General features: G+C 72.1%; 13 protein-coding genes and 1 riboswitch. Of the genes, 5 read left to right on the top strand and 8 right to left on the bottom strand.

What is annotated here, in order from left to right:
* Positions 1-1,368 precede the first annotated feature (1,368 nt).
* The 8 genes from ABD234_RS10705 to rpmH form a co-directional block, all read right to left on the bottom strand.
* Complete coding sequence (locus tag ABD234_RS10705; RefSeq protein WP_344355992.1) at positions 1,369-3,429, bottom strand: ParB/RepB/Spo0J family partition protein; 2,061 nt, start codon at positions 3,427-3,429, stop codon at positions 1,369-1,371.
* Between the two features lie 64 nt (positions 3,430-3,493).
* On the bottom strand, positions 3,494-4,357 hold the full coding sequence (locus ABD234_RS10700) for a ParA family protein (RefSeq protein ID WP_232226458.1): 864 nt from the start codon (positions 4,355-4,357) through the stop codon (positions 3,494-3,496).
* Positions 4,358-4,409: 52 nt separating this feature from the next.
* Positions 4,410-5,078 carry a 16S rRNA (guanine(527)-N(7))-methyltransferase RsmG gene (gene rsmG / locus ABD234_RS10695; protein ID WP_038373791.1) on the bottom strand — a complete coding sequence of 223 codons (669 nt, stop codon included), beginning with the start codon at positions 5,076-5,078 and terminating at the stop codon, positions 4,410-4,412.
* 17 nt (positions 5,079-5,095) lie between these two features.
* Entirely contained in the window at positions 5,096-5,740 is a 645-nt protein-coding gene (locus ABD234_RS10690) for a Jag family protein (protein WP_425546789.1), read from the bottom strand.
* 83 nt (positions 5,741-5,823) lie between these two features.
* Positions 5,824-6,930: a membrane protein insertase YidC gene (gene yidC, locus ABD234_RS10685; RefSeq protein WP_038373789.1), complete on the bottom strand. Its 1,107-nt coding sequence runs from the start codon at positions 6,928-6,930 to the stop codon at positions 5,824-5,826.
* 103 nt (positions 6,931-7,033) lie between these two features.
* Positions 7,034-7,321, bottom strand: coding sequence for a membrane protein insertion efficiency factor YidD (yidD, locus tag ABD234_RS10680; protein WP_344355988.1), 288 nt, complete (start codon positions 7,319-7,321; stop codon positions 7,034-7,036).
* Entirely contained in the window at positions 7,318-7,698 is a 381-nt protein-coding gene (gene rnpA, locus ABD234_RS10675) for a ribonuclease P protein component (RefSeq protein ID WP_344355986.1), read from the bottom strand. Before rnpA ends, yidD begins: the two co-directional genes overlap by 4 nt.
* Positions 7,699-7,726: 28 nt before the next feature.
* Complete coding sequence (rpmH, locus tag ABD234_RS10670) at positions 7,727-7,864, bottom strand: 50S ribosomal protein L34 (RefSeq protein WP_038373787.1); 138 nt, start codon at positions 7,862-7,864, stop codon at positions 7,727-7,729.
* A gap of 363 nt (positions 7,865-8,227) precedes the next feature.
* Here rpmH and dnaA point away from each other — a divergent pair, with 363 nt between their 5' ends.
* The 5 genes from dnaA (at position 8,228) to ribD (ending at position 15,051) form a co-directional block, all read left to right on the top strand.
* A complete protein-coding gene (dnaA, locus tag ABD234_RS10665) occupies positions 8,228-9,913 on the top strand; it encodes a chromosomal replication initiator protein DnaA (protein WP_038373834.1) in 1,686 nt (561 codons plus the stop codon).
* Between the two features lie 461 nt (positions 9,914-10,374).
* Positions 10,375-11,499, top strand: a complete 1,125-nt coding sequence (gene dnaN, locus ABD234_RS10660) for a DNA polymerase III subunit beta (RefSeq protein ID WP_038373786.1) — start codon at positions 10,375-10,377, stop codon at positions 11,497-11,499.
* A 16-nt stretch (positions 11,500-11,515) separates the two neighbouring features.
* Positions 11,516-12,802: a DNA replication/repair protein RecF gene (gene recF, locus ABD234_RS10655; protein ID WP_344355982.1), complete on the top strand. Its 1,287-nt coding sequence runs from the start codon at positions 11,516-11,518 to the stop codon at positions 12,800-12,802.
* Positions 12,796-13,611 (top strand): DciA family protein, encoded by an 816-nt coding sequence (locus ABD234_RS10650; protein ID WP_344355980.1) that lies wholly within the window; start codon positions 12,796-12,798, stop codon positions 13,609-13,611. Before recF ends, ABD234_RS10650 begins: the two co-directional genes overlap by 7 nt.
* A 74-nt stretch (positions 13,612-13,685) precedes the next feature.
* Positions 13,686-13,815: riboswitch (FMN riboswitch) on the top strand.
* A gap of 126 nt (positions 13,816-13,941) precedes the next feature.
* Positions 13,942-15,051 (top strand): bifunctional diaminohydroxyphosphoribosylaminopyrimidine deaminase/5-amino-6-(5-phosphoribosylamino)uracil reductase RibD, encoded by a 1,110-nt coding sequence (gene ribD, locus ABD234_RS10645; protein WP_344355978.1) that lies wholly within the window; start codon positions 13,942-13,944, stop codon positions 15,049-15,051.
* The last annotated feature ends 11 nt before the right edge of the window (positions 15,052-15,062 follow it).

The raw sequence follows: 15,062 nt of genomic DNA, 5'->3' as shown, positions 1-15,062 counted from the left end.
CTCGTCATGCTCCATCTGCACTACTCCCTCCGCTGACCGAGCGGTTCCACGTGAAACGGCGCAGTCGGAACGCCCGAACGGAGCTCACATCCAGCAGCTTCCTTCTGATGATGCATGGATCAAGCCCAGTAGGGGCGGACATCAACTTCGTCCTCGGCCGACAGGATCCACGGTGCAGCGCCCGAGCTTTCACGGGAAACCTGCCAGATCGGGCAACGGGAGCAGCCCGCCCATGAAGGTCCGCTATCGCGGGAGCGCAATGTCGCGTCGGCGGGGACGAGTCAACGACACCACTCAGCGCCTCAGGAAGGCCACCACCGACCGATCAACCAGCGCAGCTCAAGGCGAGAGCCCAGGCACCTCGTGCGTCCACGGCACATCAGTTCCCACCGGACCAGCCGCACGTGGGCCGTTTCCCGTGAAACGGCGTGCCACCAGCGCTTCAACCTGCCCGCTTCCCAGACTTCGCGTGAGCTCAGCGATCCACAGAGCCCCACCCCAGATGGTCCCGGCACGTCGGCCACGACGGCGGCAGCGGACAAACGCAGGGGCAGCACACTGAGCGGAACGAGCACTGCGTAGGGACGGACGCTCCTGGTCAGCACCCCAGGGGAGGCCCCGTAGCCGAGCTGCGCCAGGGAGGACTGGGCTGCCGGATGGCGCCAGGGTGAACAATCCACAGAGTAATCACCAGTGTGGACAACGTCGGCACGCGCGCCCCCAGGCGGTCCCCACAGGAAACACATCTGTCTGTCCACAATCAGAGAACCCCGGGGAGCCCCGCGGGTGCAGTCCGGAGCCGCGGCGCCGGCGCCCGCCCAAACGCTCCGTCCCCGGCGTGAGGATAGCTGCACCATGGGTCCGAATGATCCGCTGCGGGCGGCCACCTCAGTCAGAGACTGAATAACGTTGATAACACAGGCGCTACTCTGCCCTCCCTAGTGTTCCTCGCTGCCCTCCCCGGTGCTCCTCCGAGTGAACGCACACGCGTCGGCCTCTCGTCGGCCCGCCGGAACGCTCACCCCGCCAGGGCCAGACCTGGATCGCTGGGGGAGGCGACCGTGCGAACCCGCCCTACCCGAAAACGCGCGCAAGGCGACAGTGCGCTTGAGCGCGCATGGACGAGGGCAGCACCACCGCCTCCGAGCGAGGCCGCGGAGCGCCCCTCAGAAGAGCTCTGGACGGCCCTGCGCGGCCCGCTGGGAGCCCGGCCCCCCCCGGACCCGGCCCCCGGAGGTCCCGACGAGCAGAGAGCCTCGAGCGCGCGCCAGGGCTCGCGGAACCGGCGAGGGGCGCCTGCGTCGAGGAACGAGAACGCCCCTCCCCTCGATGACGAGGAGAGGGGCGTAGCCGAGGTGTCGTGACGGGTCAGTCGTCCGTTCCGGTGTGCTCTTCGGCGTCCTGCTCGATGCCGAGCCGCTCGACGAGGCGCTCGAGGTCGTCGAGATTCGTGAACTCGAGAGTGATGCGGCCCTTGCGCTTGCCGACATCGATGCGCACCGGGGCCTCGAGCTGGTTCGAGAGCCGGCTGGTGATGTCCACGACCCGGGGGTTGTAGGTGGTCCGACGGGTAGGGGCGGAACGGGTCCCCGGCTCCGCGCCGCGGGCGACGAGACGCTCGACGGCGCGCACGGACAGTCCTTCGGCGACGATGCGGCCGGCGAGCTCCTCCATCAGCCGCGGGTCCTCCAGCGTCAGGAGCGCTCGCGCGTGGCCGGCGCTCAGCGCACCGCTGGCCAGGCGCCTCTGCACGAGGGCCGGCAGGCGCATAAGGCGCAGCGTGTTGGAGATCTGCGGACGCGAGCGACCGATCCGGGACGACAGCTCGTCCTGGGTGCAGCCGAAGTCCTCGAGCAGCTGCTGGTAGGCCGCTGCCTCCTCGAGGGGGTTGAGCTGCGTGCGGTGGAGGTTCTCCAGCAGGGCGTCGCGCAGGAGATCGTCGTCGCTGGTCTCGCGGATGATCGCGGGGATGGACGTGAGGCCGGCGCGCTGGGCGGCCCGCCAACGACGCTCGCCCATGACGAGCTCGAAGGACTCGCCGTCCTCGGTGACGGGGATCCCGCGGACCACGACCGGCTGCAGGACGCCGACCTCGCGCAGGGAGAACGCGAGCTCGTCGAGCGCATCGTCATCGAACATGGTGCGCGGGTTGCGCGGGTTCTCCCGGATCTCGTGGATGGGGATCTCGGCGAACTCGGCACCGGGAACCTTCACGAGCCCCTCGGACAGGCCGGCGTGGCCCGTCGCCGAGGAGGCGTCCTGCGCGTCCGAGGAGGAGGGCTCCGCAGCGGCGGACGATGCATCTGCCGACGCCTTCTCGCTCGCCGTCTCCTCGCGGGAGGTCTCTTCGCTGGTCATCTGCTCGCCCGAAGGATCCCCCTCGGCCGCGTCAGAGTCTGCGGAGTCCTCGGCAGAGGCTGCGGTGTCCTCGGTCGCGGGCTCGGGAGCCGGGCGCGCCGGGACCAGCTCGACCTTCTCCACGTCCACGATCGGGCTGTCCTCCACCCGGTCCTCCGCAGCGGCATCTTCCGCCCCGCGGCTGTCCGCAGGGGTGGTGGCAGCGGTCGAGGGCTCGACACGGGGCTCGGCCGCGGCCGCCGTCGAGGCAGCCTCGGCGATCCGGACGTCGCGGGCGACGGCCGCCGTCGCGCCGCCGGCGTTCTCGACGGCCTCGTCGGACACCGCAGGGCTCGATGCGGCGATCTTCGCGGAAGTCTTCTTCGCGGCGGTGGAGCGGCCGGAGGTGCCGGCGGACTTCGCCGCGGTCCCGGCCGCGCTCTTGGACCTGGTCGACGACGTCGACCCGGCCGACGCCTTCGCGCCGGAGGACGACGTCGCGCCCGCGGACGCCTTGGTGCCCGCCGACGACTTCGCGCCCGCAGACTTCGTTCCCGTCGACTTCGATCCCGTCGACTTCGTCCCCGTCGACTTCGCGCCGCTCGTCTTCGGGGCCGAGGAGGACGCAGCCGAGGCCGGTGCCTTCTTCGTCCCTGCGGACTTCGCTCCGGAGGATCGGCCGGATCGGGCGGCCGTGGTGCCGGCGCCCTTCTCGGGGGCGGCCTCGGCAGAGCTTCCGGCACCGTTCTCTGCCGCGTCGGCGGAGTCCTCCTCGGCGGAGCGACGACGGGAGGTGCCGCGGGCGGCGGAGCGGCGCTCGGCGGCGGCGCGGGCCATCGCACCCGCCAGGTCGGGGCCGCCGGGGCGACGGCGTGCCCGGGACTCCCCGGACTCGGGGAGCGGATCCCCGGAGAAGAACATGTCCACCGGGCGAGGGCCGGTGGCGGCGGACTCGGCCGCCTCCGCGGCCTCCGGCTCGGCGGGACGGCGGGTGCGCAGCTCCGGATCCTGGTCCGATGCCCGCGGGGCGCTCACGCCCGCCCCCGGGATCAGCGCGCCCAGTCCGCGCCCCAGACCTCGTCTCTGCGTCATGCTCTTCCTTCGTCCGTGATGATTCGTGTGCCCGCCGTCCCGGCGCATCGATGCGCCGCGAGAGTCACGGGGCGGGCCTCGTGGTCAGCTCCTTCGCCGCGGCCCGATACGCCAGCGCACCCGTGCTGTGGGGATCGTACGACACGACCGTCTGCCCGTAGCTGGGCGCCTCGGAGATCCTCACCGAGCGCGGGATCGTGGTCTCGAGGGTCTGATCGGGGAAGTGGTCGCGCACGTCCTGGGCGACCTGGGCCGCCAGGCGGGTGCGGGCGTCGTACATCGTCAGCAGGATCGAGGAGACCACCAGGGAGGGGTTCAGGTGCTGGCGCAGCAGGTCGATGTTGCGCAGCAGCATCGACAGCCCCTCCAGCGCGTAGTACTCCGCCTGGATCGGGATCAGCACCTCCTGCGCTGCGACCAGGGCGTTCACGGTCAGCAGCCCGAGGGACGGCGGGCAGTCCACGAGGATGAAGTCCAGCCGGGGCCGGCCCGACTCCTCGCGCGCGGCCTGGTACTCCTGCAGCGCGTTGCGCAGGCGGTTCTCGCGGGCCACCATCGAGACCAGCTCGATCTCGGCACCCGAGAGCTCGATCGTGGCCGGCGCGCACTGCAGGGTCTCGAAATCCGGCACGTCCTGCACGATCTCGGCCATCGGCATCGAGTCCACGAGCACGTCGTACATGCTCGCGACCTCGCTGTGGTGCTCGATGCTGAGCGCGGTCGAGGCGTTGCCCTGCGGGTCGGCATCGACCACGAGGACGTTCAGACCGCCCAGCGCCAGCGCCGCGGCCAGGTTCACGGTCGTGGACGTCTTGCCCACCCCGCCCTTCTGGTTGGCGATGGTGATGATGCGGGTCCGCTCCGGGGATTGGAACACAAGTCCCTCCAGCTCCTGACGACGGGCATGGTCCCGTGTCAGCTGCCGCATGAGGGGCGTGTCCTCCAGGGGATCCCCTCCGCCGGAGGAACGGTCGCGGGCTTCAGCCACGGGCATCTCCCTTCCTCGAACCAGCGGCACGGCGCTGCACCCTGACCACTGTAGTGGGAACCTCCACCTCGGACCCCCCATGGATCTCGACGCGGGGGTCGACGCCGCCCAGCCGGCGCAGGGTCTTGGTCGCCGCGTCGATCTCCTCCGCCGCGGAGGAGCCCTTCATGACGGCCAGCTCGCCGCCCTCGGCGACCAGCGGCAGGGTCCACTTGGCGAGCTTGTCCAGGGCGGCGACGGCGCGGGCCGTGACCACGTCGAAGGTGCGCCGGCCGTGGAGATCCTCGGCGCGGGCCCGGAGCACCTCCATGCCCAGACCCAGCTCCGCCTCCACCTCCTCCAGCCAGGTGGCGCGGCGCTGCATCGTCTCGATGAGCGTGACCTGCAGGTCGGGCCGGGCGATCGCGACGACCACCCCGGGCAGCCCTGCCCCGGAGCCGACGTCCGCGAGGGTCCGGGCGTCGGGCCCGATCGCCTCGACGAGCAGCGCGCAGTTCAGCACGTGCCGCTCCCAGAGCCGGTCCACCTCGCGCGGGCCGATGAGTCCGCGCTCGGGACCCGCCACGGCGAGCATGCCGGTGTAGCGCTCGGCCAGCGGGAGACGCTCGCCGAACAGGCGCTCGGCGAGGGGTCGCAGGGAATCGGGAAGCTGCGCGGACATCGGTGAGGTGCTCGCGATCAGGAGGGGTAGATGACGACGTGGCGGCCCTTGCCGTCGCCCTCGGACTCCGAGCGCAGGCCCTCGCGCTTGACGACGTCATGGACGACCTTGCGCTCGAAGGGGTTCATCGGCCGCAGCGGGACGGACTCCCCGCTCTCGGCGACCTTCGCGATCGCGCCGGCCGCGAGCTCCTCGAGGCTGGTGCGGTGCTCGGCGCGGAAGCCGCCGATGTCCAGCATGAGGCGCGAGCGCTCCCCGGTCCGGGTCTGCACGGCCAGCCGCGCGAGCTCCTGCAGGGCGTCCATCAGCTCGCCGGAGGGCTTGTTGAGCCGGGACAGCTGGTCGGATCCGCGGATCTCGACCGAGGCACGGTCGCCGTCCACGTCGATGTCGATGTCGCCGTCCATGTCGGCGATGTCCAGCAGCTCCTCGAGGTAGTCGGCGGCGATGTCGCCCTCCTCCTCGAGGCGCTTCAGGCGCTCCTCGGCGGTCTCCGCCGGGCGCGCCTCCTCCTCGTCGGCCTCGGGATCTGCGGCCGATGCGACTGCGGCCTCGGCCGCCGGCTCCTCGGCGGCGGACGGGGAGGCGGCATCGGCCACGGCCGGCTCGGGGGCGTCGGGGGTCTCGCCGTCCGTCACGGAGGGCGCGGTGATGTCGTTCATGGGAGGTCCTCCAAGGGAGTGCTCGGGACGAGGTAACGGGGACGACCGGGCCCCGGGGCGTCGATGCCCCGGGGCGGGGAGCTTCAGCTGCGGCGCTTCTTCTTGCGCTTGTCCACGGCGGAGGACCCGCCGGAGAGGAAGTCGGAGTCGCTGTCCTTCTGGGACTCCTGCGCCTTGATGCGGCGCTCCTCGGCGGCGCGGGCACGGGCCTCGCGCGCCTGGGCGAGCTTCTCCTCATCGGACAGCTTCTTGCCGCCGGCGCGCTTCTTGCCGGAGGGCTGGACGCGGATGGGCGCCTCCTCCTCGGGCTCGGCGACGACGGGCTTCTTGGGCTTGAAGTCCAGCGGCTCGAGGCCCTTGCGCGCGCGCTTGGCGTTGATGCGCTCATGGCGGGCGGTCTCCGCGGCGGAGCCCGGCGTCGGGGTCGAGCGGATGACGATCCACTGCTGCACGAGGGTCCACACGCTGGTGGTGAACCAGTACATGAGCACACCGATCGGCATGCCCGGTCCCGTGATCACGTAGATGAACGGGAGCATGTACATCATCATCTTCTGCGTGCTCGCCATCGGCCCCTCGAGGGCCGCCGGCGGCATGTTGCGCATCGTCAGCTCCTTCTGGGTGATGAAGGTGACGAAGGACATCAGGGCGATGATGACCCCGGCGACGATCTTGGCGGAGATGTCCCCGGCCAGGAAGCTGTGGGAGATGGTCGTGGTGCCGATGAGGATCGCGTCGTGCGCGCTGTCGGCGAGATCGGCGGAGAGCGGGCCGAACGCCACGTTCTGCTCGGCCGCCTCGGGCAGCTTGTAGAACAGCACCCGGAACAGGGCGAAGAAGATCGGCATCTGCAGCAGGATCGGCAGGCAGGACGAGAGCGGGCTGGCCCCGGCCTCCTTGTAGATGGCCATGGTCTCCTCGGCCATCTTCTGCCGGGACTCCTGGTCCGTCTTGCCCTTGTACTTCTTCTGCACGGCCTGCAGCTGCGGGGAGACGGTCTGCATGGCCCGCGAGGAGCGGATCTGCTTGACGAACAGCGGGATGATGAGCGTGCGGACGACGGCCGTCAGGCCCACGATGGACAGCAGCCAGGTCCATCCCGAGTGGGGATCCATGAAGAGCGAGAGCAGGTCATGGAAGCGCACCATGATCCATGCGACGGCCCACTCGATGGGGTACAGAATGTTCATCGGCCTGATCTTCCTGCTGTCGGTACGCGCATGACGTCCATGCGATGTGACAGCTGCGGGTCGGAGTCTTCGTCAAGGGTAGGGCCTGGGGCCTGTGCGGCCGTCATCGGCGTGGATTCCTCCACATGCCGGGAGCGGGCACCGGATCGGTCCCCCCTCGGCTGATCGGGTTGCAGCGCACGATCCGGGCGGTGGCCAGCAGGGTCCCCTTCACCGCGCCGTGCACGTGCAGGGCGTCCACGGCGTACTGGGAGCACACCGGGTAGTACCGGCAGGCCGGCGGCGTGTACGGCGAGATCCCCACCTGGTAGGCACGGATCGGCAGGAGCAGCAGCCGGCGCGGGGCCCGCAGGATCCAGGAGAGCGGGCCCGGGCGGACGGCGGCGGTCACCGCGCGGCTCCTGCGGAGCGCCCGGCACGTCGCCGGGCCTTGTCGAGCGCGGAGTCCAGGGCGCCGGCGACCTGGTCCTCGAGCTCGGCGAAGGCGAGGCCGTCGATGCCGGGCAGCGCCCGGATCACGACGTCGGTCCCGGGCGGCAGGCAGTCCATGCGGGCGCGGAAGATCTCGCGCAGCCGCCGGGCCGTCCGGTTGCGCACCACGGCGTTGCCGACCTTCTTGGACACGACGAATCCCACGCGGGGCTCCGGCCCCCTCTGCGGGAGGAGGGCCAGATGCACCACCACGTGGGATCGTGCGCTGCGGCTTCCCTGTCGGGAGACCGCGCGGAAGTCGTCGCCGGTGCGAAGCCGGTGCCGCGCCCAGGACATGGGCCGGGCCTGCCCGGACGCGCCGGGCTCAGGCCGAGAGCTCGGCGCGGCCCTTGGAACGGCGGGCGTTGATGATGGCGCGGCCGGCGCGGGTGCGCATGCGGGCGCGGAAGCCGTGCTTCTTGGCGCGGCGGCGGGTGTTCGGCTGGAACGTGCGCTTGGACATCGGTTCTCCTCGGTCGTGGGCACGGGTGTGCCCCCACGGTGGCTGGTGGTCTGCTGTGCGATCGGGAGACGACCGGGGCGCACCCGCGGGAACGGGGCTGCAACCGCATGCCGCCCGCCGCATTGCTGCGACACGGCGCACAGGACTGACTGCACGAGTCTAGGAGCGAGCATCGACGCGGTCAATCACAGCGGCGCAGGTCACGCGGACTGTGGCGGGATTCTCATCCGCGGCGGGCCGGTCGGGCCCCCGCCGCGCGGCCCGCGGCGCGAGGATGTGCACAACCGCCTGCCCGAGGTCCCCAGCGCCCTCGGCGATGTGGAAAACTGGGTGGACAACCGGCCACTGCCCTCGGAGACCACCATGGATGACAGCACCCTCGACCTCGACGCGACCTGGGACGAGACCCTGCGCGTCCTGCGCCGGGAGGACGAGGTCAACGAGCGCGCCATGGCCTTCCTGACGCTCTCCCGCCTGATGGCCGTGGTCGCGGACACCGCCCTGCTCGCCGTGCCCTCGAGCTGGGCGAAGGACGTCTTCGAGCAGCGCTACGCCGCGGCCCTGAGCTCCGCGCTCACGCAGGCCGTGGGCCGGGAGACGCGCTTCGCGGTGACCATCGACGCGACGCTGCTGATGTCCGGCTCCGAGGACGAGGACCGCCCGGCGACCAGCTCCCCGGCCCCTGCCCCGCGCCGCGAGAGCGCTGTGGACGATGCTGTGGACAACCCGCCGCTGCGCCGCCCGGAGCCGCGGGAGCACCGCGAGCCGCGCGAGAGCAGGGAGCCGCGCGAGGCCTCCTCGCCGCGCGGCCGGGAGGAGCGCGTCCGCGAGGACGACGACTCGCCGTTCGCGGAGCGGCCGGCGCGCCCCGAGCCGGTCCGGGACGACGAGCCCGCGGCCCTGTTCGAGCGCCGCCACCTCCAGCAGCGGCCCGCATCGGCCGCCTCCCCGCATCCGGCCCCGCAGGACGGCGGGGACTCGACCCTGGGCTCGGACTCGCGCCTGAACGCGAAGTACACCTTCGAGACCTTCGTGATCGGCGCCTCCAACCGCTTCGCGCAGGCCGCGGCCTCCGCCGTGGCCGAGGCCCCGGCCAAGGCCTACAACCCGCTGTTCATCTACGGCGGCTCGGGGCTGGGCAAGACGCACCTGCTGCATGCGGTGGGCCACTACGCCCAGTCGATGTACTCCGGCATCGAGGTGCGGTACGTGAACTCCGAGGAGTTCACGAACGACTTCATCAACTCGGTCCAGTCCGGCCAGTTCGGCAAGGCGCAGGAGTTCCACCGCCGCTATCGCGACATCGACATCCTGCTGATCGACGACATCCAGTTCCTGCAGCGCGCGCCGGAGACGATGGAGGCGTTCTTCCATACCTTCAACACGCTGCACAACGCGGACAAGCAGATCGTCATCACCTCGGATCTGCCGCCGAAGCAGCTGGGCGGCTTCGAGGACCGCATGCGCTCGCGCTTCGAGATGGGTCTGATGACCGACGTGCAGCCGCCGGACCTCGAGACCCGCATCGCGATCCTGCGCAAGAAGGTCGAGATGGAGAACACCCAGGAGGTCCCCCGCGACGTCCTGGAGTACATCGCCTCGCGGATCTCGACGAACATCCGCGAGCTCGAGGGCGCGCTGATCCGCGTGCAGGCGCTGCACTCCCTGTCCCGGCAGCCGATGGACGTCTCCCTGGCCGAGAGCGTGCTGAAGGACCTCCTCACCCATGACTCGGGGGCGGAGATCACCGCCGCCACGATCATCGCCCAGACGGCCGCGTACTTCGGTCTGACCGTGGATCAGGTGACCGGCGGCGCCCGCACCCGCGTGCTGGTCACGGCGCGGCAGATCGCCATGTACCTGTGCCGCGAGCTCACCGACATGCCGCTGATCCGGATCGGCAAGGAGTTCGGCGGCCGCGACCACACCACGGTCATGCACGCGAACAAGAAGATCGCCGAGCTCATGAAGGAGCGCCGGGCGATCTTCAACCAGGTCACCGAGCTCACCGCGCGGATCAAGAACTCGAGCGCCGACCAGGTCCGCTGAGGATCGGTCGCGGATCACATCCGGAATCCCGGGGATGCTCCGATGCAGGTCATCCCCAATTGGGGACAACTCTGTGGACAGTGTGGAGAACCGAGCATCTGCCCAAGAGGCGATGTGCACGGGCGAATGACGTCTCCGGACCGCTCGAGCGCTGCTGTGCACACCGCGCCCACAGGGGCGGCGGAGAGGTCCAGAACCTCTCCACGACCCGTTCGATGCGCATGACCTGCGACGATGGCAGTTCTCCCCAGAGTGCACAGCTGTGAATAAGAGGATTCTTGTCTTTGTTCCCCGTGTGCTGTGGAGAAGTCGGGTCGTCGAGCGAGGGCTCGCGGCGGCTCCGGGGAGCTGCGCAGGGGCCGGGGACCGGCGCAGATGCGCCCGGCGTGTCGCGGGAAGCCGAAACGTGCGGATACGCTAGGGCTCCATCAGCTCTCAACCACTGCGAAGGAGTGGCGACGGTGAAGTTCCACCTTGATCGCGGTGTCCTCGGTGACGCCGTCTCCTGGGCCACCCGCACCCTCCCTGTCCGTCCGGCGATGCCGATCCTGCAGGGCGTGCGGATCATCGCCGATCCTGCGGGCGAGCTGCAGTTCTCGACCTTCGACTACGAGGTCAGCGCGCAGATCACGATCGCGGCGGAGGTGGAGACCCCGGGCGAGGTGCTGGTCCAGGGGCGCATGCTCTCGGACATCGTCCGGGCGCTGCCGAACAAGGACGTCTCCATCGCCCTGGAGGGGACGAAGCTGCAGGTCCGCTGCGGGAGCGCGCACTTCGCCCTGGCCACGCTGCCGGTCGAGGAGTACCCCCAGCTGCCCACGATGCCGCCGGTCGCCGGCACCGTCGCCGCGGACGTCTTCGCCGAGGCCATCTCCCAGGTCACCGTCGCCGCCTCCAAGGACGACACCCTCCCGCTGCTGACCGGCGTGCGGGTGGAGATCTCCGGCGAGAAGATGACCCTCATGTCCACGGACCGCTACCGCCTGGCGCTGCGGGAGCTGACCTGGCATCCGACCAACCCCGGCGTCGAGCTCACGGCCCTGGTCCGGGCCCGCACCCTGCACGAGGTCGCCCGGTCGCTGTCGACCGGCTCGAGCGTGGACATCGCCCTGTCGGAGGAGTCGGGGGCGCACCTGATCGGCTTCGAGTCGGCCGGCCGCCGCACCACCTCGACCCTGGTCGACGGCGACTACCCGCCGGTGCGCCGCCTGTTCCCGGACTCCTCCCCGATCACGGCCGTGGTCGCGACCGCCCCGCTGATCGACGCCGTCAAGCGCGTGTCCCTGGTGGCCGAGCGCAACACCCCGGTGCGGCTGTCCTTCAGCGACGGCCAGGTCGCCCTCGAGGCCGGCGCCGGCGACGACGCGCAGGCCTCCGAGGTGCTCGAGGCCGATCTGCACGGCGAGGAGCTCGTGGTGGGCTTCAACTCCGGCTTCCTGCTCGACGGGCTCGGCGCGCTGGGCGCGGACTTCGCGCGGCTGACCTTCACCGACTCCATCAAGCCCTCGGTCATGAGCGGCCAGGAGTCCCTCGAGGGCGCGCCGGAGAGCACGTACAAGTACCTGATCATGCCCATGCGGATCTGAGCCCCGAGGTGCCGGCGTGCAGCTGACCGCCCTCGACCTCACCGACTTCCGCTCCTACCCGCGTCTCGAGCTGGGCTTCGGCCCGGGCATCACCGTCTTCGTGGGGGCCAACGGCCAGGGCAAGACGAACATCGTCGAGTCGCTGTGGTACCTCGCGACCCTCTCGAGCCATCGCGTCCCGCACGACGCGGCGCTCGTGCATCGGGGGGCGCAGACGGCGATCATCCGGGCGAGCTTCCGCCGCGCGGGCCGGGACCTGCAGGTGGATCTGCAGATCACGCCCGGGAAGGCCAACCGCGCCCGGCTGCAGGGGCAGAACGTGGCGCGGCTGCGGGACCTGCTCGGCGAGGTGCGGGCCGTGCTCTTCGCCCCCGAGGACCTGGGCCTGGTCAAGGCCGATCCCGAGGGGCGGCGCCGCTTCCTGGACGAGCTGCTGTTCCTCATCGCCCCGCGCTATGCCGGGGTCAAGGCCGACTACGACCGCGTCGTCAAGCAGCGTTCCGGCCTGCTCAAGCAGATGCGCAGCATGCGCCGCGGCGGCGGCGCCCGCCCGGTGGGCGGTCTCGATCCGGCCGAGGCCGCCGAGTCCACCCTCGAGGTGTTCACCGCCCAGCTCGCCCGTCTCGGCGCCGAGCTCACCCGGGCCCGGCTGCACCTGGTCAATCGTCTGCGCCCCCACGTGGGCTACTCGTACCTGCGCGTGGCCACCGCTGAGGGCGCCGAGCTCGCCCTGGACCTGCCGCCGCAGGATCGCGGCGAGGTGCGCTCCCCGGCCGACATCGCCTACACCTCCGCCGCGCTCGAGGTGCTGGCCCCGCAGCCGGGCGAGCTGCCCGGGCTGCAGCAGATTCACGACGCGATCCTCGAGATCGCCGCCGCGCGCCGGGAGGACGAGGTCGACCGCGGGGTCACCCTGGTGGGACCGCACCGCGACGACCTCGAGATCCGTCTGCACGACTTCCCCGCCAAGGGCTACGCCAGCCACGGCGAGTCCTGGTCCCTGGCCCTGGCCCTGCGGCTGGGCTCCTACGACCTGCTGCGCCTGGAGGAGGGCGACCTCGGCGACGGCGAGCCGATCCTGATCCTCGACGACGTGTTCAGCGAGCTGGATGTGCACCGTCGCGAGCGCCTGGGACGCATCGTCACCGGCGCGGACCAGGTCCTCATCACCACGGCCAACGACACCGACATCCCCGCCTCCCTGCACGGCGCGATCCACGTGGTCGACGTGACCAGCGGCCGCGCGGTGCCGCGGGATGCGGGGGCGACGGGGTCGGCGAGCTCGGCGGTGTCCGGATGGTGAGGCCCCAGGGGGGCGCCCCGAACCCGTACGACCTCTCGACCTGGCGCCGGCCCGAGCCGTCCGCGCCGTCGGGTCCCGGCGTCCCCGAGCGGCCCGCCGATCCCGAGCGTCCGTCCGCCCCCGAGCGTCGGGGCGCCGCCGCACGCCCCGCCGCCGCGCGCCCCGCCGCCTCCGGTCGCCGGCCGGGTCCGGCGCTCCCGCCGGCCGATGCGGATCCCGCGGCCGCCCCGGACCCGGACGGCCCGCGGGAGGATCCGGTCGACCCCGACCCCGCCGATCCGCCGGAGCTGGCGCGGCCCGACGATCCCTTCGAGCTCGCCCGGCGCACGGTGAACCGCTCCCGGGCCGCGGCCCGGGACCGCGGGCTGTTCCCCATCTCCCGGGCGACCCAGGCCCGCGGCCCGCGCGACCGCTCCACGCACGCCCCCGGCTACTCCGGCGCCCGGCCCGATCCCCGCGATCCCCAGGGCATCGAGCTGGTGCTGCGCCGCGTGCTCGGCGACCTCGGCTGGGACGAGGGCGTCCGGGCGGGGCGCGTGCTGGAGGAATGGGACACGATCGTCGGCGAGCAGGTCGCCCAGCACTGCCGGCCCGTGTCCCTGGACGAGGGGGTGCTCGTGGTCAGCGCCTCCTCCTCGGCCTGGGCCACCCAGCTGCGCATGATCTCCGCCCAGCTCATCACCGCGATCGAGGAGCACGTCGGCGCCCACGTCATCAGCGAGCTGAAGGTGACCGGACCGGCCGCGCAGTCCTGGAAGAAGGGCCGGCGCACCGTCACCTGGAGGGGTCCGCGCGACACCTACGGCTGAGCGCGGTGACGGGCAGCTCACATGCCACGGCGGCCCGGGCAGTGCTAGCGTGACTGATCGACGAGCTGAGAAGCTCGCGTGCACTGGGGTCGGTGAAATTCCGAGCCGGCGGTGACAGTCCGCGACCCGATGGCCTCTGGCCCTCGGCTGACCAGGTGGAACTCCTGGACCGACGGTGAGAGTCCGGATGGGAAGAGCACGCGAACACGTCCTCGGGACGACTCTCGGTCGCGCGGCTCCCGCGCGCCCGGCGAGCCGCCTCCCGTGGTCGTGCACTGCGCGAACCCTTTCCTCCCTCCGAGCCGCGAGCGCGGACGGAGGAGGACGAGTATGCCGCAGCACCGCACCGCCGGGCGCGACCCCGGCACCGGGCCGCAGGGCGCCGAGCGCGAGGCGCTGCGCCGCGCCCTCGAGCTGGCCGCCGATCCCCGCGTTCCCCTGGGCCCCAACCCCCGGGTGGGCTGCGTGCTGCTGGATCCGACCGGTCGCGTGCTGGCCCAGGGATTCCATCGCGGCGCCGGGACCGCGCACGCCGAGGCCGATGCCCTCGCCCGCGCCGCCGCGGACGGCGTCGACGTCGCCGGCGCCACCGCCGTGGTCACCCTCGAGCCGTGCACCCACACGGGCCGCACCGGTCCCTGCGCGCAGGCCCTGATCGGCGCCGGGATCGCCCGCGTCGTCATCGCCCGCCGGGACCCCAACCCCGTCGCCGCCGGCGGCGCCGAGCTGCTGCGCGCCGCGGGCCTGGACGTCGACCTCGACGTCCCCGCCGATCTGGCCGCCCGCGCCGCGGAGCTCAACCGCGGCTGGGAGCACGCCCTGGGCACCGGCCGTCCCCTGGTCACCGCGAAGATCGCCGCCACCCTGGACGGCCGGGCCGCCGCCGCGGACGGCAGCAGCCGCTGGATCACCGGCCCTGCGGCGCGGGAGGAGGTCCACCGCCTGCGCGCCGCCTGCGACACGGTGCTGGTGGGCACCGGCACCGCCGGCATCGACCGTCCGAGCCTGACCGCGCGCCGGAGCGACGGCACCCTGCACCCGCGCCAGCCGCTGCGGGCCGTGATGGGCACCGGCCCGGCGCCGGAGCTGCTCGCCGTCGAGGGCGCCGGCGAGTCCGTGCACCTGCGCACCCGCGACCCGCACGCCGCCCTCGCCGACCTCCATGCCCGCGGCCGCCGTCACGTGCTGCTCGAGGGCGGGCCGACGCTGCTGGCCGCCTTCCTGCGCGCGGGCTGCGTGGACGAGCTGCTCGTGCACCTGGCCCCGAAGCTGCTCGGGGCCGGCGCGCCCGCCCTCGGCGACCTCGGGATCACGAGCATCGGCGACGCCCTCGACCTCGATCTGCTCGACGTGGCCCCGCTGACATCCGCCGACGGCCGCACCGACCTCCAGCTCACCCTCCGTCCGCGCCCCCGCCGGCCCGCCCCGGCGCAGCGCTGAACCGCCCCAGC

This window comes from Brachybacterium phenoliresistens (assembly GCF_039530785.1).
In the GTDB taxonomy this organism is placed as follows: domain Bacteria; phylum Actinomycetota; class Actinomycetes; order Actinomycetales; family Dermabacteraceae; genus Brachybacterium; species Brachybacterium phenoliresistens.
The sequence above is the reverse complement of the archived record's forward strand: the minus strand, read 5'-3'. Positions and strand labels throughout refer to the sequence as shown.